At 54.1% G+C, this 22,850-nt stretch carries 22 protein-coding genes and 1 pseudogene; 12 read left to right on the top strand and 11 right to left on the bottom strand.

All coding sequences use genetic code 11. The features are described from left to right. Positions 1 to 838, bottom strand: an 838-nt coding sequence (locus CUC53_RS10835) for a chorismate-binding protein (protein ID WP_201796751.1), incomplete at its 3' end; no start/stop codon positions are given. A 237-nt stretch (positions 839 to 1,075) separates the two neighbouring features. On the opposite strand from CUC53_RS10835, the gene CUC53_RS10830 reads away from it, so the two are divergent. Further along, entirely contained in the window at positions 1,076 to 1,981 is a 906-nt protein-coding gene (locus tag CUC53_RS10830; RefSeq protein ID WP_167386738.1) for a 1,4-dihydroxy-2-naphthoate polyprenyltransferase, read from the top strand. Between the two features lie 106 nt (positions 1,982 to 2,087). Then, positions 2,088 to 2,304: pseudogene (locus tag CUC53_RS19255) on the top strand (DUF6500 family protein). A 280-nt stretch (positions 2,305 to 2,584) separates the two neighbouring features. On the opposite strand, the gene hfq reads toward CUC53_RS19255, so the two are convergent. Beyond that, complete coding sequence (gene hfq, locus CUC53_RS10820) at positions 2,585 to 2,944, bottom strand: RNA chaperone Hfq (protein ID WP_100294176.1); 360 nt, start codon at positions 2,942 to 2,944, stop codon at positions 2,585 to 2,587. A 175-nt stretch (positions 2,945 to 3,119) separates the two neighbouring features. On the opposite strand from hfq, the gene CUC53_RS10815 reads away from it, so the two are divergent. Genes CUC53_RS10815 through CUC53_RS10805 form a run of 3 tightly spaced genes read left to right on the top strand, consistent with a single transcriptional unit; the run spans position 3,120 to position 6,596 of the window. Next, positions 3,120 to 4,391, top strand: a complete 1,272-nt coding sequence (locus CUC53_RS10815; RefSeq protein ID WP_100294175.1) for a paraquat-inducible protein A — start codon at positions 3,120 to 3,122, stop codon at positions 4,389 to 4,391. Then, positions 4,384 to 6,033 (top strand): intermembrane transport protein PqiB, encoded by a 1,650-nt coding sequence (gene pqiB, locus CUC53_RS10810; protein WP_100294174.1) that lies wholly within the window; start codon positions 4,384 to 4,386, stop codon positions 6,031 to 6,033. The genes CUC53_RS10815 and pqiB overlap by 8 nt, the downstream gene beginning before the upstream one ends. Next, positions 6,030 to 6,596: a PqiC family protein gene (locus CUC53_RS10805; RefSeq protein WP_100294173.1), complete on the top strand. Its 567-nt coding sequence runs from the start codon at positions 6,030 to 6,032 to the stop codon at positions 6,594 to 6,596. Before pqiB ends, CUC53_RS10805 begins: the two co-directional genes overlap by 4 nt. Positions 6,597 to 6,976: 380 nt before the next feature. Here the strand turns inward: CUC53_RS10805 and envC are convergent, their stop codons facing one another. Beyond that, positions 6,977 to 8,284 carry a murein hydrolase activator EnvC gene (gene envC, locus CUC53_RS10800; protein ID WP_100294172.1) on the bottom strand — a complete coding sequence of 436 codons (1,308 nt, stop codon included), beginning with the start codon at positions 8,282 to 8,284 and terminating at the stop codon, positions 6,977 to 6,979. Positions 8,285 to 8,293: 9 nt separating this feature from the next. Continuing rightward, on the bottom strand, positions 8,294 to 9,823 hold the full coding sequence (gene gpmM, locus CUC53_RS10795) for a 2,3-bisphosphoglycerate-independent phosphoglycerate mutase (RefSeq protein WP_100294171.1): 1,530 nt from the start codon (positions 9,821 to 9,823) through the stop codon (positions 8,294 to 8,296). A 264-nt stretch (positions 9,824 to 10,087) separates the two neighbouring features. Here gpmM and CUC53_RS10790 point away from each other — a divergent pair, with 264 nt between their 5' ends. The 3 genes from CUC53_RS10790 to gpsA are packed head-to-tail and all read left to right on the top strand — an operon-like array spanning position 10,088 to position 12,044. Next, positions 10,088 to 10,519, top strand: a complete 432-nt coding sequence (locus tag CUC53_RS10790; protein WP_100294170.1) for a rhodanese-like domain-containing protein — start codon at positions 10,088 to 10,090, stop codon at positions 10,517 to 10,519. Between the two features lie 47 nt (positions 10,520 to 10,566). Further along, on the top strand, positions 10,567 to 11,037 hold the full coding sequence (gene secB, locus CUC53_RS10785) for a protein-export chaperone SecB (protein WP_100294169.1): 471 nt from the start codon (positions 10,567 to 10,569) through the stop codon (positions 11,035 to 11,037). A 2-nt stretch (positions 11,038 to 11,039) separates the two neighbouring features. Next, positions 11,040 to 12,044, top strand: a complete 1,005-nt coding sequence (gpsA, locus tag CUC53_RS10780; protein ID WP_100294168.1) for an NAD(P)H-dependent glycerol-3-phosphate dehydrogenase — start codon at positions 11,040 to 11,042, stop codon at positions 12,042 to 12,044. 69 nt (positions 12,045 to 12,113) lie between these two features. On the opposite strand, the gene nfuA is transcribed toward gpsA, so the two are convergent. Further along, on the bottom strand, positions 12,114 to 12,692 hold the full coding sequence (gene nfuA / locus CUC53_RS10775) for a Fe-S biogenesis protein NfuA (protein ID WP_100294167.1): 579 nt from the start codon (positions 12,690 to 12,692) through the stop codon (positions 12,114 to 12,116). 80 nt (positions 12,693 to 12,772) lie between these two features. After that, positions 12,773 to 13,495, bottom strand: a complete 723-nt coding sequence (locus tag CUC53_RS10770) for an amidophosphoribosyltransferase (RefSeq protein WP_100294166.1) — start codon at positions 13,493 to 13,495, stop codon at positions 12,773 to 12,775. 39 nt (positions 13,496 to 13,534) lie between these two features. Here CUC53_RS10770 and bioH point away from each other — a divergent pair, with 39 nt between their 5' ends. From bioH to CUC53_RS10750, 4 genes are all read left to right on the top strand, one after another. Then, a complete protein-coding gene (gene bioH, locus CUC53_RS10765; protein WP_100294165.1) occupies positions 13,535 to 14,299 on the top strand; it encodes a pimeloyl-ACP methyl ester esterase BioH in 765 nt (254 codons plus the stop codon). A 71-nt stretch (positions 14,300 to 14,370) separates the two neighbouring features. Then, positions 14,371 to 14,604, top strand: a complete 234-nt coding sequence (locus CUC53_RS10760; RefSeq protein WP_100294164.1) for a flagellar basal body rod C-terminal domain-containing protein — start codon at positions 14,371 to 14,373, stop codon at positions 14,602 to 14,604. Between the two features lies 1 nt (position 14,605). Beyond that, positions 14,606 to 15,295 carry a hypothetical protein gene (locus tag CUC53_RS10755; protein ID WP_100294163.1) on the top strand — a complete coding sequence of 230 codons (690 nt, stop codon included), beginning with the start codon at positions 14,606 to 14,608 and terminating at the stop codon, positions 15,293 to 15,295. Between the two features lie 177 nt (positions 15,296 to 15,472). Further along, entirely contained in the window at positions 15,473 to 18,556 is a 3,084-nt protein-coding gene (locus CUC53_RS10750; RefSeq protein WP_100294162.1) for a transglycosylase domain-containing protein, read from the top strand. A 101-nt stretch (positions 18,557 to 18,657) separates the two neighbouring features. Here the strand turns inward: CUC53_RS10750 and yidA are convergent, their stop codons facing one another. The 5 genes from yidA to CUC53_RS10725 form a co-directional block, all read right to left on the bottom strand. Beyond that, positions 18,658 to 19,467: a sugar-phosphatase gene (yidA, locus tag CUC53_RS10745; protein ID WP_100294161.1), complete on the bottom strand. Its 810-nt coding sequence runs from the start codon at positions 19,465 to 19,467 to the stop codon at positions 18,658 to 18,660. A gap of 188 nt (positions 19,468 to 19,655) precedes the next feature. Next, positions 19,656 to 20,165 (bottom strand): S-ribosylhomocysteine lyase, encoded by a 510-nt coding sequence (luxS, locus tag CUC53_RS10740; RefSeq protein ID WP_100294160.1) that lies wholly within the window; start codon positions 20,163 to 20,165, stop codon positions 19,656 to 19,658. A gap of 18 nt (positions 20,166 to 20,183) precedes the next feature. Continuing rightward, positions 20,184 to 20,831 (bottom strand): transglycosylase SLT domain-containing protein, encoded by a 648-nt coding sequence (locus tag CUC53_RS10735; RefSeq protein ID WP_236757906.1) that lies wholly within the window; start codon positions 20,829 to 20,831, stop codon positions 20,184 to 20,186. 4 nt (positions 20,832 to 20,835) lie between these two features. Then, entirely contained in the window at positions 20,836 to 21,174 is a 339-nt protein-coding gene (glnB, locus tag CUC53_RS10730; protein ID WP_100294159.1) for a nitrogen regulatory protein P-II, read from the bottom strand. Between the two features lie 9 nt (positions 21,175 to 21,183). Then, positions 21,184 to 22,806 carry an NAD+ synthase gene (locus CUC53_RS10725; protein WP_100294158.1) on the bottom strand — a complete coding sequence of 541 codons (1,623 nt, stop codon included), beginning with the start codon at positions 22,804 to 22,806 and terminating at the stop codon, positions 21,184 to 21,186. Positions 22,807 to 22,850: the final 44 nt, after the last annotated feature.

The following is a 22,850-nucleotide window of genomic DNA, read 5'->3' as shown; positions in this document are numbered from 1 at the left end:
GTTGTGCATCAACCTTTTCATCGCCGGGGCGGCGGATGGTGCCCGCCAGTGCCTCGCTAAAGAGGTGGCTCCCTTCCCGGCGATAGAGCCGCTCGGGGGAGCAGGCGATAAAGGCCTGCTCAGGGGAGAATTGAAAACCGAAGTGGAAGCAGTCCTGAGCGTGGCGGGCCCACTGGTCGAGCATGGCCCAGGGGTTGATATCTGCATCATGGTTTGGACTGGTCAGTATGCTCTCCCGCGACAGCACCACCTTGGGGGTGTGCGCCTGAAAATCAGGGGCGGTGACGCGCTCTACCAGCGTCTGCCACTGGGCGGGGCCGGGGCAATCCTGGCGCTGCCACGGCTGTTTTTGCAGGGCGGGCAGCGGGGCTTCTGGTTGCAGGGCGTCGAGGGCGGCTTCGGCCGCCTGCAGTTCGGCCTCGAGATTGTCGTCATCCAGCCAGAGGTTGAGGCAGAGGCTGACGCACTCGCCACGGCGCACCAGCTCGATGCGGGGCAGTACGAAACGGCAGGGGCCAAACCCTTGCCAGCCGGATTGGGCCGGATCGAACGCCAGTCCGCCATAGTAGCGGGGGCTGTCGTCGTTGGATTGGGCGGTGTTGGTGCAGACTTGGCGTATCTCTTCCGGCGCGGCTAGCTCGTGAATGGCTCCTAGCGCGACATATTCGGGACTCTGCTGGCCACGAGCGTGCCAATAGATGCGGGGATAGAGGGGTTGCGCGGCGAGCCAGCCTAGAAAAGAGTGGACTTCGAGCGCCACTCGTAGCCGCACAAAACCGCTGATCTCGCTGTGACGCAGGGCGTCCAGTTGTTGCTTGATATGAGTCGGAGCCAACATGGATTCTTATCTGAGCCGAATAGTAACGACCGATCCGGGAGGGATTGCGTAGGATTACGCTGATACCTGCGCCGGTTTCAGTGGGTTGATGCCAAAGAACGTTGATTTCCTATATATTGCTGGCCATTCATCCGTGCAAATCGTCTAGGGTGCCGCTCTCTTTGGAGGGCGATTATACCGAAATACCTTTCGATAACCCTTAACCCGATCAAGATCTGATTGTTTGGCCATCACAATATGAAAAATATCCTCGCTATTTGGTTGCTGGCTGCGCGTTTACGAACATTGCCGCTGGCCTGCTCTTCCATTTTGCTCGGCACTGGCTTGGCCGCCAGCCGCGGTGCCTTTGATGGCACCATTATGGCGCTCTCGCTACTGACCGCTATCTTGCTGCAGATCCTCTCCAATCTGGCCAACGATTACGGCGATGCGGTCTCCGGTGCCGACAACGGTGCGCGGATCGGCCCGCAGCGGGCGGTGGTATCCGGCCTTATCAGCAAGCAGCAGATGTGCGTGGCGATGGCGCTGACCGCGCTGGCGGCGGTAGCCAGCGGCCTACTGTTGCTTGGCTATGCTTTCGGTGGCCAGTGGCTGCAGATTTTGGCATTTGTGGCGCTAGGTGGCGCGGCCATCGTCGCGGCGGTGACCTATACCGTTGGCCAGACTCCGTACGGCTATCGCGGGTTTGGCGATATCTCGGTGTTTCTGTTCTTCGGCCTGCTCGGGGTACTCGGCTCCTACTATCTGTTTACCCATGCGTTGGCGTGGGATCTGCTGCTGCCTGCCACCGCCTGTGGTTTGCTGGCGACCGCTGTACTCAATATCAATAATGTGCGCGACATCGAGACCGATGCCGCCAGCGGTAAGATCACCCTGGCGGTGCGTTTTGGCCGCCGCCGTGCCATCGCCTATCACTGGGTCCTGCTGGGCACGGCGTTATTGGTCACCATTATTTTCATTTTGTTGCAGCCAGCCAGCGTCTGGTTGTGGATCTTTTTACCCGCAATCAAGCCGTTGACCGATGCGGCCCGCACCTTGCGCGAGAACTACGATGGCGAGGTGCTGACCGGTGCCTTGAAGAAAACCTCCATCAGCGCGTTTCTGTTCAGCCTGCTGCTCTCCATCGGGTTGGCGCTCTCCTGATGAGCGGCCTGCCTGTTGTTATGTGAAACGGGTTCCCGAGTAGGGAGCCCTTCTTGTGTGCTAACGAGACGTCTTAGCACGAGATAGATAAGACGGGATTGCCACAATGCGTGAGTCGCTCAAACAAAAAATCATTCAGGTATGCCAGCAAAAAATCGCGCAGAAGGGGGGGGGCGGTCGGACTCTCGTTTTATGCTTTTTTTGCCAATCGTAATGACGATCCAGATTTGTTGATGGAGGCCGCGACTTGGTGGATCCAGACCCACAAGCTCGATCACTTCGAGAAGGCACATAGGATTCTTCTGTTAGTCGATAAAGAATGAAAATAGGTGAGATTTATTTGAACGAATCGTTTTTCGTGTTGTTCCCCATCGTCTTTAGCCTGTTGTAAACCACCTATTATGATCAGCTTGGATTTCTAAGCATCGTGCTAAGGGGTCGATAAGGGCTGAAAGAGGTGGTGGGTGGCTGAGTAGGATAGTTTGCTAAAAGAAGGAGAGATTCAGGTTGTTGCTGATGGTTTTGCTGACCCACGACACACTCTTTTTGCTGGAAAATAGACGTGTTCGTGGGTTGTTACACCGATTGCGTTGATTGGCTCAACTAATCGCGGTTATTGCCACCTTGGTTATCATCATAGCGGTTTGTTGCGCCATGAGGGCGTGGCGTCATGGCGACTCTTGGCTTGCGTGCCCGCTGAGCATTAAGGGCAGTGCGACCACTGTGCATGGCGATGGTTGAGATTTTTGCTTTGTACACTAACTGCTGATTGCCATGGGCATCGGTGAGTAGGACGCTGTATTGATCGAAACCACTGATGGTCCCTTCTAGCTTGATCCCACTGACCAGAAAGATCGCAACCTGACTGTGATTTTTGCGTAACCAGTTGAGGGCTGCATCTTGGCCATTCCCGAGGGAGAAGGCTTGCTCAATCGTCGAGTAGCTTGGGGATTCAGTTGTCATAAATTATTGTCCCGCGGAGAAAAGTGGCGTTTGATTGTGCTAAATGACTACCTAGTTGTCAAAGTCATTCTCGTTGACTGGCCGCTTGTGAGAAGATGGAGGCTGGCCGCTGACTGCGACTACTGTAATAATTGTCGCGTCATGCTCTCGACGGGCCTCATTTAGGAATTTGACCTTGCATCCGGTTTCATCCGAACAGCACACCTTTTATACCCATGATGCCACCGCCTGCGAAGAGTGCGATCTGCTTATCCCTGCTACCGCGTTGGCAGTTGGTCAAGATAGCTGCTGTCCTCGCTGTGGCCACACCTTAAGTCGTCATCTCGCTCACCCTGAAAGGCAACCTATCGCGTATGGGATTGCGGCACTGATTATGTTTGTGCTCGCCAACAGCTTTACGTTTATGTCCTTTTCCACCAAAGGGGTGGGGCAGGAGATGAGTTTCATCCAATGTATCTCGACCTTGGTTGACCAAGGTTATCTGTTTCTTGGGGCACTATTAAGTCTGACCCTGATTGGGTTGCCGCTGGTCTATATCGGCTCGATCATGCTGGTATTGTGGCGGGTAGATAAAGAGCTCCACAGCCATGCTTTGCGCTCCCTCGGTCGGCTGTTGTGTCGTATTAAGCCGTGGCTAATGGTGGATGTGTTTCTGGTTGGCGTGTTGATTTCACTGGTCAAGCTTATGAGCATGGCAGATATCAAGATGGGGCTCTCATTTTGGGCATTTGTTGGTTATACCCTGATGCTTATTAAGATGATGGCCTCCTTGGATCGAATGTGGCTGTGGCAGCGTTTGTTTGGCCCAACCCCTGCTCGTGAAGTAACCTCAGATGCCAGCGCCATGGCGTGCGGTTTAGTCGGCTGTCATGTGTGTGGGGCCTTGAGTGACGCGCACGAGCACCTTTGCTCTCGCTGTGGTAGCCACTTACATAGCCGTAAGCCCGGCGGTCTTAATCGCACTTGGGCGCTACTACTCACCGCCAGTATTCTTTATATTCCAGCCAATCTTTATCCGATCATGGACACCGTGTTTCTCGGTGATGACAGCCCTTCCACTATCCTCGGTGGGGTAGTTCTACTGTGGGCCATGGGCTCCTATCCCATTGCTGCAGTTATCTTTTTTGCCAGTGTCGTGGTGCCGCTGGTAAAGATAATGGCGTTATTTTGGCTCTGTTACATGGTGCAGCGTAACCATATCGACTCCCCGCTTGGTAAGCTCAAATTGTACCGAATGACCGAGTTTGTCGGTCGTTGGTCAATGATCGATGTTTTTGTCGTGGCCATACTAGCCGGTCTGATCCGACTCGATAATCTCATGACCATTTATCCCGGCCCTGCTGCGGTAGCCTTCGCCGGTGTCGTATTAATCACCATGATAGCTGCCATGACTTTTGACCCCCGCTTGATCTGGGATCTACAACAAGGAGAACGCGAACGTGAGTGAGCGCAAAAAAAGGTGGAAACCCGGTTCTGATTTTCTGAGCTCGGCTGCCGCAATCTGGATGGTGCCATTGTTAGCATTGTTCATCGGCATCTGGATGCTGTTCCAACACTGGTATTCTCAAGGCCCCAGCTTCACTCTGACCGTCAATACTGCCGAGGGGATTGTGGCTGGCAAAACGGCTATCCGCTCCAGAGAGGTTGACGTCGGCCGTATCGAAACCGTTGAGCTAAGCGATGATTACAGCCATGCGGTACTGCGTGGGCGCCTGACTAACGGTGCTGCCGATATGCTCAAGAGCGATAGTCAATTTTGGGTGGTAAAGCCAAGAGTCGGGCGGGAAGGGGTATCGGGGCTCGGGACGCTGCTCTCTGGTGCCTACATTGAGCTGTCGCCAGGTAAAAAGGGCAAGGCTCGTGACCAGTACACCATGCTGGATAAGCCCCCTCTTGCCTCTTTAGATGCCAAAGGTATTCGACTGGTACTCTCAAGCCATGAGACCCGAGCGCTCGGGGAGGGGGCTCCCATTCACTATCAGGGCTATACCATTGGCCAAATAGAAGAGGCTAAGTTTCTCCCAGAAAAAAGTGAAATGCGCTATCAGGTCTTCATCAAGGCTCCTTATGACATGCTGGTGAATACTAACTCCCGTTTTTGGTTAACCCCTGGGATTGAGGTTTCCATGAGCAGCGAGGGGATGAAAGTGAAGATGGATTCACTAGAGAGCCTGATCGATGGCGGTATTTCAATGGGGCTGCCCCCCGGCTGGTCACCAGGTGAATCGGTCAAGCAGCAAGAAGAATTTACCCTGTTTGAAGATGAGGCGAGCGTGCTCGCGGGTAGCCTTGATCAGTTCATTGATTATGTCTTTTTATTCGATGACAACGTAGCGGGCCTCCATCCTGGGGCTGCGGTGCAATATCGGGGGATTCGCGTTGGGACTGTGATCTCGGCCCCTTATCTTATTGAGGAGAAGAGTGTTCGGGTCTTTCAGAATCGGCAAATCCCGGTGCTAGCGCGTATCGAAGTGCAGCGTCTCTCCCATCGTTACGCGAAAGCGGAAAAAGAGCAGTGGCGCACCCTGTTTAGCAAGCAGTTTAAAGAGGGGCTAAGGGCCAGTCTGAAGACCTCTAGCCTGTTAACTGGGGGCAAGATTATCGATCTGAACTTCTACCCACAGGCACCACAAGCTGAGCTCACTAAGTTAGCGGGTTATCAAGTGTTTCCCACCGTACAAGCCGGTCTCGATCAGATTGAACGCAAGGTCAATATGATCCTCGATAAGTTTGTCGACATGGATATCGCCACGACCCTGAGTAAAGTGAACAGCTCACTGTCCACTTTGGATGGTACGTTGAAGAACATCAGTGCGGTCAGTGCCAACCTGAGTAAATTGACGGGTAACAGTGCGACTCAGCAGTTGCCCACGTCTCTTCATCAGAGCCTCAAGCAACTACAAGAGACGCTGCAAAGCTATGACGAACAGTCACAAACGAATCAGGAATTGCGTCAATCGGTGCAGACCCTTAATCAACTGATGCGTGAGTTACAGCCGCTGGTGCAGTCTCTTAACGAGCAACCCAGCTCGTTAATTTTCGATCGGGCGCATCCTCTTGACCCAGAACCCAAACGAGGCAAACCATGAAAAAACAGCTCTTAAATCTGGGCCTACTGTTGCTGTTGGTCGGTTGTAGCAGTCAGCCGAGCCTGCATTACTATTCGTTAGAGGCAGATAATGCGGTGAGTCATCACTTACCGTTGCAGCCACAGCACCAATTGGTTTTAAAACCAATAAGTCTCTCCGGACAGCTTGATCGCATTAGTCTGGTCTATCAGCTGGAAGGAAAAGAGCTCCATTTCGCGGAATACCATCGCTGGGCCGGTTCGCTGGATGGTCAACTCAATCAACTGACCCTAAATGGGCTATCTAACCGATTGCCGGGCTGGGTTGTACGTCAAGACAGTGCCCGCGAGGGGCCAGTGTTATCCATTCAGGTAACCCAATTCCAAGGGCGCCATGATGGTCGAGCAGTAATCAGTGGGCGCTGGCGACTACAGGATCAAAACGGGGCGGTATTGCGGGATGTCCCTTTCCAGCTGGTGCGGGTCTTGCCTGACGATGGCTATAACGTGTTGGTCAGTGAGCTTGGTCAAGGGTGGCAACAGCTGTTGGAGCAAATCACCGCTGAGCTACTCCGTTTGTCGTGATGGCGGGCATCGGCAACAAGGTTGCCAACGTTCTTAGGTCTCGTTGCTGCGTTAGATTGATCAATCGCAGTGGGTGAAATCAGCATGTTGTGCTGATTTCACCCACTATCTCCTCATCCAGCCACCGCCGTGATAGCTGCTGCACAGGCTTATTGCTGGCGTGACGGGTTAGGGTTCTATTTGGGTTGGGTTGGGTTGGGTTGGGTTGGGTTGGGCAGTGGTTTATTTGCTACACACCTTGCTGAGATAGCAGCGTACCGATGGCGATAACAAGATCGCGAGGTGAAGTGAGATAATCACAGCCTGAGAGGCTTACGGCGTACGGACTAGCGATGGCTGATGTGACCCAAGCTTCTCCTTAATCCGAGAGGTAATTGCAATTAGCGTTTTGCTAACCATTGACTCGGGTTGATAGCTTCGCCTTGGTAGCGAATTTCGAAATAGAGGCCCGGCTTATCTTGGCCACCCGAGTCACCCACTAAGGCAACCGGTTCTCCTTGTTCTACGTTTTGGCCAACTTGGCGTAGCAGTGACTGGTTATGGCCATAGAGGCTCATATAACCACGGCCATGATCGATCACCAGCAACATACCAAAACCATCTAGCCAGTCCGCATACACAATTTGTCCTGGAGCCACCGCCTTGACTTGCGCCCCTTCGCTGGCGCCAATCAGGGTGCCTTTCCATTTGAGCTGAGCCGTGCGTGGCGAACCGTAGGCGATCAAGATCGGTCCCTGCACTGGCCAGCGGAGGTTGCTCGTGGTCTTCAACCCCCGATAACGACCAGTAGTCGTCGTTGCGTCGCGATCGGATTGGCTGCGTGAACCTTCTGATTGGTTTGCCTGCTGTTGGCGCTGCTGTTCCGCTCGGCGCTGGGCCAATTGCTGCTGTCGTGCTTGCTCGGCTTTAAGCTTGGCCAGTCGCGCCCGCTCGCGGCGCTCTTGTTCTTCCCGTTGGCGGCGCAGCTCCTCCAGTCTGGCTTTTAACGCTTGCTCTGCTTTGACCAGCAGGGTCAATTTTTGTTCGTCATTTTGTACCGACAGCTGCAACAGACTGCGCACCTTGGTTCTGCTCTGCTGGCTTGCGAGTAACGTTTGGTGTTGTGCTTGTTGCTCAGTCAGCAGTGTCTGCAACTCATCTTCGGCTTTTTTGGTGGCTTGCTGGTTCTGGGTGAGTTTATGACGGGTTGCCCGCATCGTCTCAATGGCTGCTATGCGCGCCTTGTTAAGGTAGTCGTAGTAATCAAGAGCGCGGCTCAGCTTGGCCGGATCTTGCTGATTGAGCAGTAGCTTGAGGTAGTCATGGTGGCCGGTTTGAAAGGCGCTCTCGGCCTGCTTGGCTAGCAACTGCTTCTGATGGCTAGCTTGTTGTTCCAGCGTCAGCTTGTCTTGTTGCAAGGTCGCCAGCGTCTGCTGGTTTTGCTTGAACTGCTGCTTGGTTTGCTGGAGTTTAGCGGCGGCGGCAGAAATTGCTTGTTCGTCCGTTTTGAGTTGAGCATTGAGCTTGGCCAACTCCTGCTTGCTGAGTTTGATGGTCTGCTGTTGCTCTTTGATCTGGGATTGCATGGCGCCCAGTTGCTGATTGGCAGCAACGACTGGTGTGGCAGTAAATGACAGGCAAAAAAACAGCGCGCCGGCCAACAGGCCGACGCGACTGGTTTTGTGTGAAATAACTTCGCATCCCCGCATGGGGCAGAATTATTTCAGAATCATCAGGGGCTTACCAGTCATTTCCGGCGGCACCGGCAGACCCATCAGGGTCAACATAGTGGGGGCCAGATCGGACAGTTTGCCACCGTCAACTACCTTGGCTTTACGACCGACATAGATGAGGGGCACTGGCAGATTGGTGTGGGCGGTGTGGGCCTGACCAGTCTCTTCGTCCAGCATCTTCTCGGCGTTGCCGTGGTCGGCAGTGATCAGACACTCGCCACCCACGTCGCGCAGCGCATCGGTGACCTGACCGATGCAGTGGTCAACCGCTTCACAGGCTTTGACGGCAGCATCGAACACACCGGTGTGACCAACCATGTCGCCATTCGGGTAGTTACAGATGATGACGTCGTACTTGCCGCTCTTGATGGCTGCAACCAGCTTGTCGGTCAGCTCTTCGGAGCTCATTTCCGGCTGCAAGTCATAGGTCGCCACTTTCGGGCTGGCCACGATCTCGCGATCTTCGCCGGTGAAGCAGGACTCTTCGCCGCCGTTGAAGAAGAAGGTGACGTGCGCGTACTTCTCGGTTTCGGAGATGCGCAGCTGGGTCTTGCCCTGCTTGGCCAGCCACTCACCCAGGGTGTTGACCAGAGCGGTCGGCGGGTAGGCACAGGCAGTTTTGATGTCGGCCGCGTATTCGGTCAGCATCACGAAGTTCAGCTTAGGCTCAACTGCACGAGCGAAGCCGGTGAAGTCGGTGTCAACGAAGGCGCGGGTGATTTCACGGGCACGGTCAGCACGGAAGTTCATGAAAATCAGCGCATCGCCATCAACCATTGGGGCCGCTTCGCCGATACGGGTGGCCTTAACGAACTCGTCATTCTCCTCGCGGGCATAGGCGGCAGCCAGTGCTTCGCTGGCGCTGTTGGCGGTGAACTCGCCCTTGCCCTGAGTCATCAGGTCATAGGCTTGCTGCACGCGATCCCAGCGGTTGTCACGGTCCATGGCGAAGTAACGGCCGATCATGGAGGCGAAACGACCCTTGCCCAGCTTGGCGAACAGGGCATCGAACAGCTCGATAGAGGATTGAGCGGAGCGCGGCGGCACGTCACGGCCATCTAGGAAGGCGTGCAGGTAGATCTTCTCGGCACCACGCTTGGCGGCCATTTCGATCATGCCCATGATGTGCTCTTCGTGGCTGTGGACGCCACCCGGGGACATCAGGCCCATGATGTGAACGGCTTTGCCGTTGCTCACAGCAGCGTCAACAGCCTTGGCCAGCTCGACGTTCTGGAAGAATTCGCCATCCTGGATGTCTTTGGAGATGCGAGTCAGCTCCTGATAGACGATGCGACCAGCACCGATGTTGACGTGGCCCACTTCGGAGTTACCCATCTGACCATCCGGCAGACCGACGTCTAAGCCGGAGCCTGAGATCAGGGTGCTGGTGTAGTCACGGGCCAGACGATCGAGATTGGGAGTCTTGGCGGCAGCGACGGCGTTGTGCTCTTGCTTGGTGCTGTAGCCCCAACCGTCCATGATCACCAGAACCAACGGTTTTTTAGCTGTTGACATAAGGCTATGTCCTCTTGGAGTGGAAGAATGCGGGAAGCGAAACTCGCGTAATATTACTACATCTGTCGTAATAGTCACCTGATCGCCTTGTTTGTGTCAGTCCGTGAGGGGCAATTTTTAGCAACCACAGAACAGGTTGCGACGGTGTGTGCATTTTCTCGATTTGCTGCGATCCCGTTCGCGCTTTACCGCCAAGATGGCTGATTTTCTTACCCCCCCCATGTATACTCTGCCCCTCTTTCGATCTCTGGATTATTGACGAAAATGCAAGAATATATCGATTTTGCGGCGCGTAACCCGCTGCTTAGCGCTGCTTGGTTTGGTTTGGCGGGTGCCCTCATTTACACCACAGTACGTGCACGTTTGTCTCCGGTGAAGTCGGTAAATAACCACGCAGCAACCCTGTTGATTAACCGTGAAAGTGCCGTCGTGCTGGATATTCGCAGTCAGGAAGAGTACGCCAAAGGTCATCTGGCCGGCGCTCAGCATCTGCCGTTTACCCAGATCCAGAGCAATAATCTGGGCACAGTTGAAAAGCACAAAGACGCCCCCATCATAGTGGTATGCGAGTCGGGGATGACGGCTGGTGGAGCGGGTCGCCACCTGAGTAAAGCCGGTTTCAAACAGGTTTATACCCTCAGTGGCGGCATGGCCCAATGGCGTGCAGATAATCTGCCGGTGACCAAAAAGCGCTGATGAAGGGCCTGCGCCCACATACTTTTTTAATTAAAGGAATCAAAGAAATGGCTGACGAAATCAACAACCAAGACGTACAACCAGAGTTTCATATCCAGCGTGTTTATACCAAAGATGTCTCTTTCGAAGCGCCTAATACCCCGCACGTTTTTCAGAAAGAGTGGCAACCAGACATTAAACTGGACATGGACACCAAGACCAATGTGTTGGCGGACAGTGTTTATGAAGTGGTGCTGACCCTAACCGTGACTTGCAAACTGGAAACCGAAACCGCCTTCCTGTGTGAAGTACAGCAAGCCGGTATCTTCACGATCGGTAACCTGCCGGAGCCGCAACTGGCTCACTGCTTGGCTGCCTTCTGCCCGAACATCCTGTTCCCGTATGCCCGCGAAGCCGTGGCCAGCATGGTGAGCAAAGGTTCGTTCCCACAGCTAAACCTAGCACCGGTCAACTTCGATGCCCTGTTTGCCCAGCACATGGCGCAAGCACAGGCCCAGCAGGCGACTGCGGACGCCTGATAATGGCTGATCAGATCGCTATCTCGGTCTTGGGGGCGGGGTCTTATGGCTCCGCTCTTGCCATTTCTCTGGCGCGCAACGGTCATCCGACCCTGCTGTGGGGTCACGACCCCACCCATGTTGCCGAGCTGGAACAAGATCGTTGCAACAAGGCATTTTTGCCTGATGTCCCTTTTCCTGCCGATCTGCAGCTGACTGCGGATCTGCAACGGGCGGTACAAGCTGCCCCCGTGCTGCTGCTGGTCGTGCCGAGCCATGTATTTGGCGATGTGCTGACTCGGATCAAGCCTTTCCTGCGCCCCGATACCCGTATCGCCTGGGCGACCAAGGGTCTGGAGCCGGACAGTGGTCGTCTGCTGCAGGATGTGGCCCGTGAAGTGCTGGGTGACGAGATGCCGCTGGCGGTGATCTCCGGCCCCACTTTTGCCAAGGAACTGGCTGCCGGTCTGCCGACCGCCATCTCGGTAGCTTCCACCCACGACCAGTTTGCCGACGATCTCTCCCATCTGCTGCACTGCGGCCGCTCGTTCCGGGTCTATACCAATCCGGATTTCGTCGGCCTGCAGCTGGGCGGTGCAGTGAAGAACGTCATCGCCATTGGTGCCGGTCTCTCCGATGGGCTCGGCTTTGGCGCCAACGCCAGAACCGCGCTGATCACTCGGGGTCTGGTGGAGATGCAGCGTCTGGGGGCCGCCCTTGGTGCCGATGCCAAAACCTTTATGGGGATGGCGGGGCTTGGGGATCTGGTGCTCACCTGTACCGACAATCAGTCGCGTAACCGTCGTTTTGGGCTCGCGCTGGGCGCAGGTAAGAATGTGAACACCGCCATGACCGAGATAGGTCAAGTGGTGGAGGGGTATCGCAACACCAAAGAGGTGCATCTGCTGGCGGCCCGCTACGGTGTCGAGATGCCCATCTGCGAGCAGATCTTCAAGGTGCTGTACGAGGGGAAGAACCCAAAAGAAGCGGCCATCACCCTGCTGTCGCGAGACAAGAAGGACGAGTAATCGACCGATTGCCCATGCAAAAGGCCCCGCCAGATGGCGGGGCCTTTTCTTTGCTGCAATAGCAACCAATCAGTAGTAGGAGTGGTCGCCGCGCTGGTGCTCGGTAGCGTCTTTCACGCCGTTGAGCTCGCCTGGGAATTTCTCCAGCAGCTGCTTCTCAATCCCCTCTTTCAGGGTGTAATCGACCATTGAGCAACCATTACAGCCACCGCCAAATTGTAAAATTGCGAGCTTGTCGTCGGTTAGCTCGACCAAAGTGACCTTGCCACCGTGACCGGCCAGCATGGGGTTCACTTCGGACATCAACACGTACTCGATACGATCGATCAGCGGTGCATCGTCTGCGACTTTGCGCATTTTGGCGTTTGGCGCTTTCAGAGTGAGCTGGGACCCCATCTGGTCGGTAACGAAATCGATGGTGGCATCGATCAGAAAAGGCGCACTGAGCGGATCAACCAGACAATCGAAGCCACTGAAAGGCAGGTGTTGATCTTCCGGATCGACCGCATCGGGTGGGCAATATGATACGCCGCACTCGGCATTCTGGGTTCCCGGATTGACCACAAACACCCGGATGTTGGTGCCATCAGGCTGTTTTTCCAGCAGTTTACGGAAATGGGCTTGGGCGGCGTCGGAAATGCTGATCATCACTATCCTCATAAACCTGAGTGTACGACTAGGGTATTTATGATAACGCGGTTATTGCTTATTGGGTAGCGCGCCGGCGGTTACTTAGTACGTGCCTGTGTGCGACATACCGCCCACACTTGTACCTTGGCGATGCCGCTCTGGTGAAGTAAGCGGCTGAGTTGACCTGCGGTGGCTCCAGTGGTCACCACATCGTCGAGCAAGGCGACGTGTTGGTAATGATTAGGCTTGATTTGAAACGCTCCCCGGAGATTTTTTCGTCGTTGGCCTGCGTTAAGCTGCGTTTGTTGCGGCGTCGCTCTGATTCGACGGAGTAACTGGTTATCACAGGGAACGCCGATAATATCGCTCAACGCTTGCGCTAAGGCTTGTGCTTGATTGAAACCACGGCGCCACTGACGCCACCAATGTAGTGGCACCGGAATAATCGCTTCAGGTATATCATCCTTATCCAAGTGATCCGCCAGCAATTGGGCAAGCAGCGGAGCTAGTAACACTTGACCTGCGTATTTTAACTGGGGGATCAGCACGGTATAAGGCTGTTGGTAATCGCCGATCACCTGTAAGCGTTGCCAAGGAGGCGTTTTCCGCTGGCAGGCGCCACACACCGACTGTTGCTCTTGTTCTGGCAGTGGCACAGCACAGAGTCTGCATCTGTGCTGGGATTGGTGTAACGCCTGCTGGCACCAATGGCACAATAGCGGCTTGGCGTCACAGGCTTGCTGACAGAGTAAACAGCTACCTTGCCAATCAGCGCGGCTTCCTAGGATCAAACTTGCTTTGCCGAGTAACCGCTTTAACATGCTGATTTCCATAAAGTGAACAGCGGATCTTCAGTCTAGATGAGAGTAGCGGTAGAGCGATTGGGCCAAGGTCCTGACTTAGTTTTGTTACATGGGTGGGGGATGAATAGCGCAGTGTGGCACGGTATCGCCCCCACGTTAGCGGCTAGTTATAGACTGCATCTCATTGATTTGCCGGGGTTTGGCGATAGTTCATTACCAGAGGATGTCAGTTATACCCTGCCTTGGTTAGCACAGCAGGTCATGGCGGTGATGCCTGAACAATCGCATTTGCTTGGGTGGTCGCTCGGTGGGCTGGTAGCTAGCCAGCTGGCATTGCATCAACCTGAGCGGGTTACATCGCTCATCACCATCGCCAGTTCCCCTTGTTTTATGGCTCGTGAACTATGGCCAGGGATAGCGCCCAAGGTATTGGTTGGGTTCAGTGAGATGCTGAAGGGGGATTTTCAGCAAACAATTGAGCGCTTTTTGGCTATCCAAGCGATGGGTAGCGAACATGCTCGCGATGATATTCGGCAGTTACGTCACATGCTGGCTATGCGCCCCGCACCTCAAATCGCCGCATTAGAGGCTGGACTGCGCCTACTGGCTGAAGTTGATCAGCGTGATGCGCTACGAACTCTCCCCCAGCCTTGGCTACGGATCTATGGTCGATTGGATTCGCTGGTGCCTAAAGCGGTGATTCCGCAACTTGATGCGCTCTATCCTTCTAGCCACAGTGAGACTTTGAGTAAGGCCTCACATGCACCTTTTATCTCACATCCTGACAAAATAATTGAAATGATTAAGCATTTTATTGGTTGAAAAATAACCTTTTTGCTTCATAAATGCGTTGGACTGATGGATAATTAGACAGTCTTAAGAGGAGTAATATCATGCGTATTGATTCTGCCTTTAACGCTGGTGTGCAGGGTTTTCAACGTGCGGAGAATATGGCGGATAGTGCATCCAACCAGATAGCTCAACTTGGCACATCGAATGGCAGCAAGGTGCAAGTGACCGATGAGTTGGTTAACTTGAAGGTGGCGGAGATACAGTCCGGCGCAGCCGCCAAGGTAATACAAACAGCCGGTGATATGATGGGAACACTGATCGATATTCGGGTCTGAAATGAGCATCAACGTTACGCTCCCCCCACTGATCCCCAATCAGCTTCATCCGCAGGTAGAGGCGGCGAGGCGTGAGAATAAACAAGCTGAGTTAATCCCACAACCTAGCCAAGGGCAGTCGAGCAGCGGGGAATCACAAATCGGAGCGCAACAAGATAGGCCAAGAGCTAGCGAATGGTTATTTATGGCTCCCCATGCTCAAGCATCGAGTAAGAGCCATTCCTCGTTAGTTGATAGTGCAGAAAAAGATAAGCAGCGCAAGAAGCAACAAGAGTCAAATCAGCAGGGGCAATCTAAAAAACACGGAAGGTCACGTCAGTCATCGTGGGGGCCGGATAATGAGCAATATTCTTTTAATCCTCGTGCGCTATCCCAGCGACAAGACGGCATATACAGTGATGGCTTAGCGGCGCAAGCAGCTGACCCTGTTTTATCGGACAACGCGGTTCTAGTGACTGCGGCCTCTGGGGCGCTATTTCAGGATGCAACATTAGAGTCTGGAACCGAGCGAAATCTAACCGCCAGCATGGGTCAGCCCCCCTCCTCTGACGATCAGCAATCTACGGCATCTAATGTGATGAATGAGGGGATGATTAGTGCATACATGCAGTTACGTAATACGGCTATCTCGACCCGCTATCAACAGAAGGCCCAATCGATAGATGTCCCTCAGTTAAACCTGATCGCCTAACATATCATTTGCCAACCCTGCCCCCTTAAAATCTAACATTCTCGAAATAATCGCCTCCCTTTTTTAAGATCGCCCTGTTACCATCTCTATAAAGCCGTCAATTGTTTCAAGCTATTGACTTGAAACGACTAAGCTTGGATTAAATACAATAAATTGCGCAACCATGGCGGGGTCTGTATGGGCGCATCAAAACAGATGGATTTGACACAAGTGGCACCTCAAGATTTGCCTGTCCAGACCAAGGACGGAAACCATCAGCGCAAGCGTAGATCTTGGTGGCGCTGGCTATTCTGTTTTCTCTTTTTATTATGTTTGGCGGCGGTTATTGCCTTGGTTGGCTACGAGATGAAAACCTCGACCCTGCAGTCGCGGGAAATTTCACGCTATGCTGCCAAGCTGACTTATCAGGTGGAAACTGGGCCTAGTAAACAGATCACCTTCCCTGATGATGGCCCTTTCGATAAGCGGCTTGGCTATGTGCAGCTGCCAATGATGCAGGAGCGCCTATTACAACGAGGCTACCAAATCAGTCAACAAGCCCATTTCTCGGATGAGCTTTATGATTATGCCCGCCGTGGGTTCTTCGTGCCTTATACCGAAAAAGTGCAAGCGGGTCTTACCCTACATGACTGCCGTGCAGAGCCTTTCTATCAATTTAAATACCCGACCCACTACTACCCTGATTTCAGCGCTATTCCCCCATTAGTGATGCAATCACTGTTATTCATTGAGAACCGTGATTTGCTCAGTAATGAAGAGCCCCTTGCTAATCCTGCGGTCGACTGGCCCCGCTTTGCCAAAGCGGCATTGTCACAAGTTGGCAAAGCATTGGATATGCAAGATCAATCTGCTGGTGGTAGCACCTTGGCTACACAGGTTGAAAAGTATCGTCACTCTCCCGATGGGTTAACGCTCTCTCCGACGGAAAAAATTCGCCAAATGGCGTCAGCCAGTGTGCGAGCCTACCGACTTGGCCCTGAAACGTTAGCCGCACGTAAGCTAGTTGCGTGGGCGTACCTCAACTCAGTGCCGCTTTCAGCTGCGCCCGGATACGGTGAAGTGCATGGTTTAGGTGATGGCCTGTGGGTTTGGTTTGGCGCGAATTTCGATGAGGTTAATCGCCTGTTAGATCCGGCCCGGAATCTAAGCACTCCTCTTGCCGAGCAGGGTTTGGCATTACGGCAAGTCGTTTCGCTGATGATTGCGCACCGTCGCCCCTCATACTATTTGGCACAAGGCCGTGATGCGCTGGCAACCTTAACTGATAGCTATCTACGGCTATTTGTGCAGGAGGGGATGATCACCCCACACCTGATGGAAGCGGCCCTTAAGGCTAAAATCAACTTCCGTGATTTTCTACAGTCACCCGCCATCACTAAAGTAAATAATAACAAAGGATTACAGGTCGCCCGCACCCGTCTTAGCAGGCAATTGGGTATCCAACTATATGACTTGGATCGGATGGATTTGACCGCTAACACTAGTCTTAATATGCCACTGCAAAACGAGATCTCACGCTACTTACAGCAGCTAGCAGATCCGACATTTGCCGCTCAGGTTGGGTTATTTGGTGAGCGCTTATTGTCGCCAGAAAAGACGGCTGACGTTCGTTACAGTTTCACGCTTTTCGAAAAATCACCGACTGGTTTCAAAGTCCGAGTGCAGACGGATAATACCGACCAACCTTTCGATATCAATGAAGGTTCTAAATTGGAGTTGGGCTCCACCGCTAAGCTGCGGGTGTTGACCACCTATCTGGAAATAGTTGCGGAGCTGCATGATCGATACGCCCTGATGCCGATTGAAAAACTCCGCCAAATGGCGGCTGCGGCTCAGGACAACTTAACTTCATGGGCTATCGCCTACTTGATGAGGAGCGGTGATAAGAGCTTGCCACTGATGCTAGAGGCTGCACTCGATCGCCAGTATTCGGCCAGCCCCGGTGAGGCCTTCTTCACCGGTGGCGGCATGCACACCTTTAATAACTTTCGAAGAGAGGATAATGGCCGCGTGCCGACGCTAAGAGACTCACTACGTGAGTCAATCAACCTGCCCTTTGTTCGGCTGATGCGCGATATCGTCCGCTATAGCCTGTACAAAGAGGGGAATCGCGCCCAGCTGCTCAAAGATGATAAAGACCCGCGCCGCAAGGAGTACCTAGCCAAGTTTGCAGACAAAGAGGGGCAAACTTACTTACTGCGTTTTTGGCGTAAATATCAGGGCAAGACAGCCGAAGAGCAGCTCGATACGTTTTTTGATGGGCTAAAACCCACTGCAGTCAGGCTTGCTGCCGTGCATCGCTACCTCATGCCTGATGCAGATGAAGCAACGTTTGCCGCGTTTCTTGCCGAACGTTTGCCTCGGGACACCCTCAGCAGTAAGCGGATAAGCCAGCTCTATGACAGCTATGGTCCTGGTAAATATTCACTGCCTGATCAAGGCTATATTGCTCGGGTGCATCCACTGGAATTATGGCTACTCGCCTACTTGAAAGAGTTTGATAAGGCAACCTTCGCCGATGCGGTCGCCGCTAGCCGCGATGAGCGACAAGAAGTCTACAGCTGGTTATTCAAAACGCGGCATCGCAGTGCCCGTGACAACCGGATCCGCACCATGCTGGAGGTCGAGGCGTTCCTCGATATTCATCAACGGTGGGCCCGACTCGGTTACCCCTTTGATCACTTGGTGCCCTCTTTAGCGACGGCGTTAGGAAGCTCAGGAGATCGCCCCGCAGCACTGGCCGAGCTAATGGGGATTATTCAAAATGGCGGGGTGCGTAGTCCCACTCTACGTATTGAGCAGCTCTCGTTTGCCAAAGGCACACCCTTTGAAACCGAATTTGAGCCACTACGCAGCGAAGGCACACGGGTTATGCCGGCCGAAGTCGCGGCAGCCTTGCGCAATGCCCTATCTAAAGTCGTGGAAGGGGGAACTGCGAGACGTCTGGCAGGTATTTTCACTTTGCCAGATGGCACTGTGCTTCAAATGGGCGGAAAAACCGGAACGGGGGATAACCGTATAGAGACCGTTGGCCGTTATGGCAATGTGACGAGTTCCCTTGCTCGTAACCGCACAGCCACCTTTGTCTTCTATCTCGGTGACGACCATTTTGGAACCCTGACCGCCTATGTACCGGGTAGTCAGTCCGATAAGTTCCGCTTCACGTCGGCATTACCCGTTCAGGTGCTAAAAGGCATGGCGCCGTTGCTAATGCCCTATTTGCAGCAGGGAGCCCATACCCAGTGTCTCGCCACGCAATAAACCCGCCATAGCATGATCAGAGTTAGGTCTGCTCGGTACTAAACAAGAAAGAGGGAAGCTCACACGCTTCCCTCTTTCTATGCTGATCCCAGCAAGGCCACTCAGGCATTCAATACAAACTGTTCGATCACTTGGGCTACCCCATCCTCATCATTGCGGGCCGTGATGTGCTGGGCCAGCGCCTTGATTTCATCGGTCGCGTTGCCCATTGCGACCCCAAGCCCAGCATATTCGATCATATGGCGGTCGTTTCCTGCATCACCCACCGCAATCACTTGTGCAGCGCAGATCCCTAAGTGCTCAGCAAGTGCCGCAACACCGGTCCCCTTATTGCTCTGTTTATTCATGAACTCAAGGAAAAATGGTGCGCTCTGCACCACGGTATAACGTTGATATAACTCGGCTGGTAACAGCGAGATGGCGCGGGATAGCGTGCTGGGCTCATCGATCATCATCACCTTCAGGATCTGCTCATCAGCGGCCAAGGTAGCAAAATCCACGAGTTTGATGGGCATCCCGATGAGGCGTGATTCGTGTTCGGTATATGGGCTGATACGGGGGCTGATCAGGCCCTGCGTGACCGAGAAACCGTGGACGTTGACGACGAGTTCATCGGCTAGGCGAGCGAGCGCACTGGCATCTGCACCGGTCAGTAACTGGCTACGAATGATGCGTTGGTCAGCAACCTGTTGCACTAATGCACCGTTGTAGCAAATGACATAATCGTCTCTGCTGATCAGGTCAAGCTCGGCCAGATAACGGGTCATGCCCTCCAGTGGTCGGCCCGAGGCTAATACAACAGTGACGCCTTTGGCGCGGGCAGCGCGGATCGCGGCGTGGGTGCGGGGGGAAATCTGGCCCTGATGATCGAGTAGGGTGCCGTCCATATCCAATGCAATCAGCTTATACATCGCTTGCTACCTGAGGTGTGGCTGGCCCGCCCAATGGGGCCAAGGTGAGGCGAGTGTATCCAAAATTGGCATAAGGATCACGGTTGACCAGCAGGGGCCGTTTTGCTGCTGCTAATAAAACGCCGGTCTATCGCGACCGGCGTGGTTATTGTGGCTTGGTATGCCACGCTATTGCGCAGTGGCTGCAATTATAGGTTGTGCAGTTTTTCTGCCGGTAAGGCCAGCTCATCGTTGTGGTTGATGCCCACCCCTCGATCTAACACTGAGCGGGCAATCGCGTGGGCCTCTTCGAGTGAATGCATGCTGTAGGTGCCGCACTGATATTCGTTAAGTTCCGGAATTTTTCCCTGTTCTTGTACGGCGAGCACATCACTCATGGCAGCCTGCCAAGCTGCACCGACGCGGGCTTCATCCGGTGCGCCAATGAGACTCATATAAAAACCTGTACGGCACCCCATCGGGGAGATGTCGATGATCTCAACCCCGTTGCCGTTCAGATGGTCACGCATAAAACCGGCAAACAGGTGCTCTAGGGTATGGATACCGCGCTCGGAGAGGATCTCCTGATTCGGCACACAAAAACGCAGGTCAAACACGGTAATAGTGTCTTTATTTGGAGTCTGCATGGTTTTTGCAATACGCACAGCCGGTGCGGCCATACGGGTATGATCAACGGTAAAACTGTCCAATAACGGCATTTCTGACTCCTGATTGGGTTACCAGAACCAGCCCCCACGAGCGAGCTGATCCTTGCATTGTCGATACTGGGCGCCGTAGCGTTGGGCGCGAGCCTCTACCTTACGGGAGGTCTTCATCAACCACCCCTTATTGCGGTAAGAGCCGCGCCGATAGCCACCCCACCCTTCGTGATAGTTGAGATATTGGCCATAGGCATCCCACTTAGAGGTGCCGTTGAGCCGTTGAGCCTTATGAGTGTACCAGCCCATGAAGTCGATGGCGTCGGCAAAGTCGTCGCGATCGCTCCAGCTATTGCCCGTCTCACGTTGGTAATCAGCCCAAGTTTCATCTTTCACCTGAGCATAGCCATAGGCTGAACTGGCACGCCCAGTTGGGATGAACAGAAAATACTGCATCGGTGGCTGGGCATCGTGCACAAAAGAGGACTCCTGATACATCATGGCCATCACCACTTGCACTGGGGTGCCCCACTGCTCGTTCATCTTGAGCGCCGCCTTGTGCCAATCGGGCTTCTCGCGAAAGATCTGGCACAGGTTGTCTGGTTGCGCAGGGGGACGGGTACTACAAGCCGTGATACCCAGTAGTAGCACCAATACGACGACCGCGCGTTGCCACGCGCAGGAGGTGAAAACGCGCCGCAATGGGGGATGACGAGGTTGTTGCATCCGGTTAAATCGCGTCTTCGTTCTCTTCGCCGGTACGGATACGGATGACCCGTTCTACCTCACAGACGAAAATCTTGCCATCTCCGATCTTACCGGTGCGGGCGGTGTTCTGAATCGCCTCCAAACACGCGTCAAGGTCTTCGTCCTGCACCACCAGTTCCAGCTTCACTTTGGGCAGGAAATCCACCATGTACTCGGCACCGCGATAGAGTTCGGTGTGGCCCTTCTGGCGGCCAAAGCCTTTGACTTCCGATACCGTCATACCGTTGATACCGATCTCGGCGAGTGCTTCGCGCACATCGTCCAACTTGAACGGTTTGATGATGGCTTCAATTTTCTTCATGGTGACTCCTTACCAGTTCTGTTTACCGAACCCAGAGGTAATAGGGTAGCGGCGATCCTTACCAAAGTTACGGGCTGTGATGCGGGGCCCGACAGCTGCCTGACGACGTTTATATTCATTGAGATCCACCAGTCGGATCACCTTACGTACTACCACCTCTTCAAAGCCTTCAGCCACCAATTCCGCGACCGAGGCATCCTCTTCGACATAGCGCTTGAGGATGGCATCCAAGATGTCGTAGGGGGGGAGGCTGTCCTGATCCACTTGGTCAGGGGCCAGCTCTGCCGAAGGAGGGCGGTCGATCACCCGCTGCGGGATCACATAATCGAGCGAGTTACGGTATTCACACAGTTTGAAGACTAAGGTTTTGGGCACATCTTTGAGTACATCAAAGCCACCGGCCATGTCACCATACAGGGTGGCATAGCCCACCGCCATCTCACTCTTGTTGCCCGTCGTTAGCACGATGCGGCGACGTTTGTTAGACAGTGCCATCAACAGCACTCCGCGGCAGCGGGCTTGCAGGTTCTCTTCGGTGGTATCGCGGGCAGTCCCTGCAAACAGCGGTGCCAGCTGGGCCATGAAGCCTTCGAACATGGGCTCGATGGAGATGATGTTGAACTCCACGCCCATTCGCTGTGCCTGCTCTTTAGCATCTTCTACGCTCATCTGAGCGGTGTAGCGAAATGGCATCATCACTGCCTGCACTTTGTCGGCGCCGATGGCATCGGCCGCGATGGCGAGGGTTAGTGCCGAGTCGATGCCGCCGGAGAGGCCCAGAACGGCACCTTGGAAACCGTTCTTGGTGACGTAATCGCGCACTGCCAGCACCAGCGCCTGATACGTTTCCGCCAGTGGTTCGAGTTGAGCCGCGGGTTCACGCTCTTTTACCGGTTGGCCATCGACAAAGCGCACCAACCCTAGCTCTTCGGCAAATGGAGCCAGCTTATGGGTCAGTTCACCTTGGCTGTTGAAAACCTTGGAGCAGCCATCAAAAATCAGCTCATCCTGGCCCCCTACCTGATTGAGATAGACCAGTGGCAAACCGGTTTGATCGCAGCGGGTGGTCAGTAACTCGCGGCGAATGCACGGTTTTTGTTGATCGTAAGGGGAGGCGTTGAGGGTGAGCAGTAGCTCAGCCCCCGCAGCCTTGGCGGCCAGCGCTGGGCCGGGTTGCCACAAGTCTTCACAGATGAGCAGCCCCAGCTGATGGCCACGAAATGGCACCACGCAGCTCATTGTCGCGGCGCTGAAGTAACGCTGTTCATCAAATACCCCGTAGTTGGGCAAATCCTGCTTGAAGTAGCGGGCGATCAGCCTGCCTTGCTCATAGAGCGAGGCGGCGTTGTAGAGCGCACCCGCTTCACGCCAAGGGTGACCCACCAGAATGGCGCAGTTCCCTTGCCATGCGGCAATGCGAGTCAGCGCGGCATCGACTCGGATCATCAGATCGGCACGTAGCAGCAGATCTTCTGGTGGATAGCCGGTCAGCGTCAGTTCGGAGCAGACCAGCAGGTCGGCACCTTGCTGCTCAGCCTGCGTAGCCGCAGCCAATACCTTGTCACAGTTTTCTTCGATGGCGCCTACCGTCAGGTTTAACTGGGCAAGCATCAGAGAGAGGGCTTTTGCCATGGCGATGGATCTTAAACTCGAAAATGATGGGGAATGATAAAGAA

The sequence above is a fragment of the Aeromonas cavernicola genome, assembly GCF_002795305.1.
GTDB lineage: Bacteria > Pseudomonadota > Gammaproteobacteria > Enterobacterales > Aeromonadaceae > Aeromonas > Aeromonas cavernicola.
This window is presented reverse-complemented; position numbering and strand designations above follow the sequence as displayed.

What these genes read in the sequence shown, in the direction of transcription:
- CUC53_RS10830 (WP_167386738.1), top strand. Translation starts at nt 1,076, where the DNA reads ATGAAAAATATCCTCGCTATTTGGTTGCTGGCTGCGCGTTTACGAACA.
- hfq (WP_100294176.1), bottom strand. Translation starts at nt 2,944, where the DNA reads ATGACAACTGAATCCCCAAGCTACTCGACGATTGAGCAAGCCTTCTCC.
- CUC53_RS10805 (WP_100294173.1), top strand. Translation starts at nt 6,030, where the DNA reads ATGAAAAAACAGCTCTTAAATCTGGGCCTACTGTTGCTGTTGGTCGGT.
- envC (WP_100294172.1), bottom strand. Translation starts at nt 8,284, where the DNA reads ATGCGGGGATGCGAAGTTATTTCACACAAAACCAGTCGCGTCGGCCTG.
- gpmM (WP_100294171.1), bottom strand. Translation starts at nt 9,823, where the DNA reads ATGTCAACAGCTAAAAAACCGTTGGTTCTGGTGATCATGGACGGTTGG.
- CUC53_RS10790 (WP_100294170.1), top strand. Translation starts at nt 10,088, where the DNA reads ATGCAAGAATATATCGATTTTGCGGCGCGTAACCCGCTGCTTAGCGCT.
- secB (WP_100294169.1), top strand. Translation starts at nt 10,567, where the DNA reads ATGGCTGACGAAATCAACAACCAAGACGTACAACCAGAGTTTCATATC.
- gpsA (WP_100294168.1), top strand. Translation starts at nt 11,040, where the DNA reads ATGGCTGATCAGATCGCTATCTCGGTCTTGGGGGCGGGGTCTTATGGC.
- nfuA (WP_100294167.1), bottom strand. Translation starts at nt 12,692, where the DNA reads ATGATCAGCATTTCCGACGCCGCCCAAGCCCATTTCCGTAAACTGCTG.
- CUC53_RS10770 (WP_100294166.1), bottom strand. Translation starts at nt 13,495, where the DNA reads ATGTTAAAGCGGTTACTCGGCAAAGCAAGTTTGATCCTAGGAAGCCGC.
- bioH (WP_100294165.1), top strand. Translation starts at nt 13,535, where the DNA reads ATGAGAGTAGCGGTAGAGCGATTGGGCCAAGGTCCTGACTTAGTTTTG.
- CUC53_RS10760 (WP_100294164.1), top strand. Translation starts at nt 14,371, where the DNA reads ATGCGTATTGATTCTGCCTTTAACGCTGGTGTGCAGGGTTTTCAACGT.
- CUC53_RS10755 (WP_100294163.1), top strand. Translation starts at nt 14,606, where the DNA reads ATGAGCATCAACGTTACGCTCCCCCCACTGATCCCCAATCAGCTTCAT.
- CUC53_RS10750 (WP_100294162.1), top strand. Translation starts at nt 15,473, where the DNA reads ATGGGCGCATCAAAACAGATGGATTTGACACAAGTGGCACCTCAAGAT.
- yidA (WP_100294161.1), bottom strand. Translation starts at nt 19,467, where the DNA reads ATGTATAAGCTGATTGCATTGGATATGGACGGCACCCTACTCGATCAT.
- luxS (WP_100294160.1), bottom strand. Translation starts at nt 20,165, where the DNA reads ATGCCGTTATTGGACAGTTTTACCGTTGATCATACCCGTATGGCCGCA.
- CUC53_RS10735 (WP_236757906.1), bottom strand. Translation starts at nt 20,831, where the DNA reads ATGCAACAACCTCGTCATCCCCCATTGCGGCGCGTTTTCACCTCCTGC.
- glnB (WP_100294159.1), bottom strand. Translation starts at nt 21,174, where the DNA reads ATGAAGAAAATTGAAGCCATCATCAAACCGTTCAAGTTGGACGATGTG.
- CUC53_RS10725 (WP_100294158.1), bottom strand. Translation starts at nt 22,806, where the DNA reads ATGGCAAAAGCCCTCTCTCTGATGCTTGCCCAGTTAAACCTGACGGTA.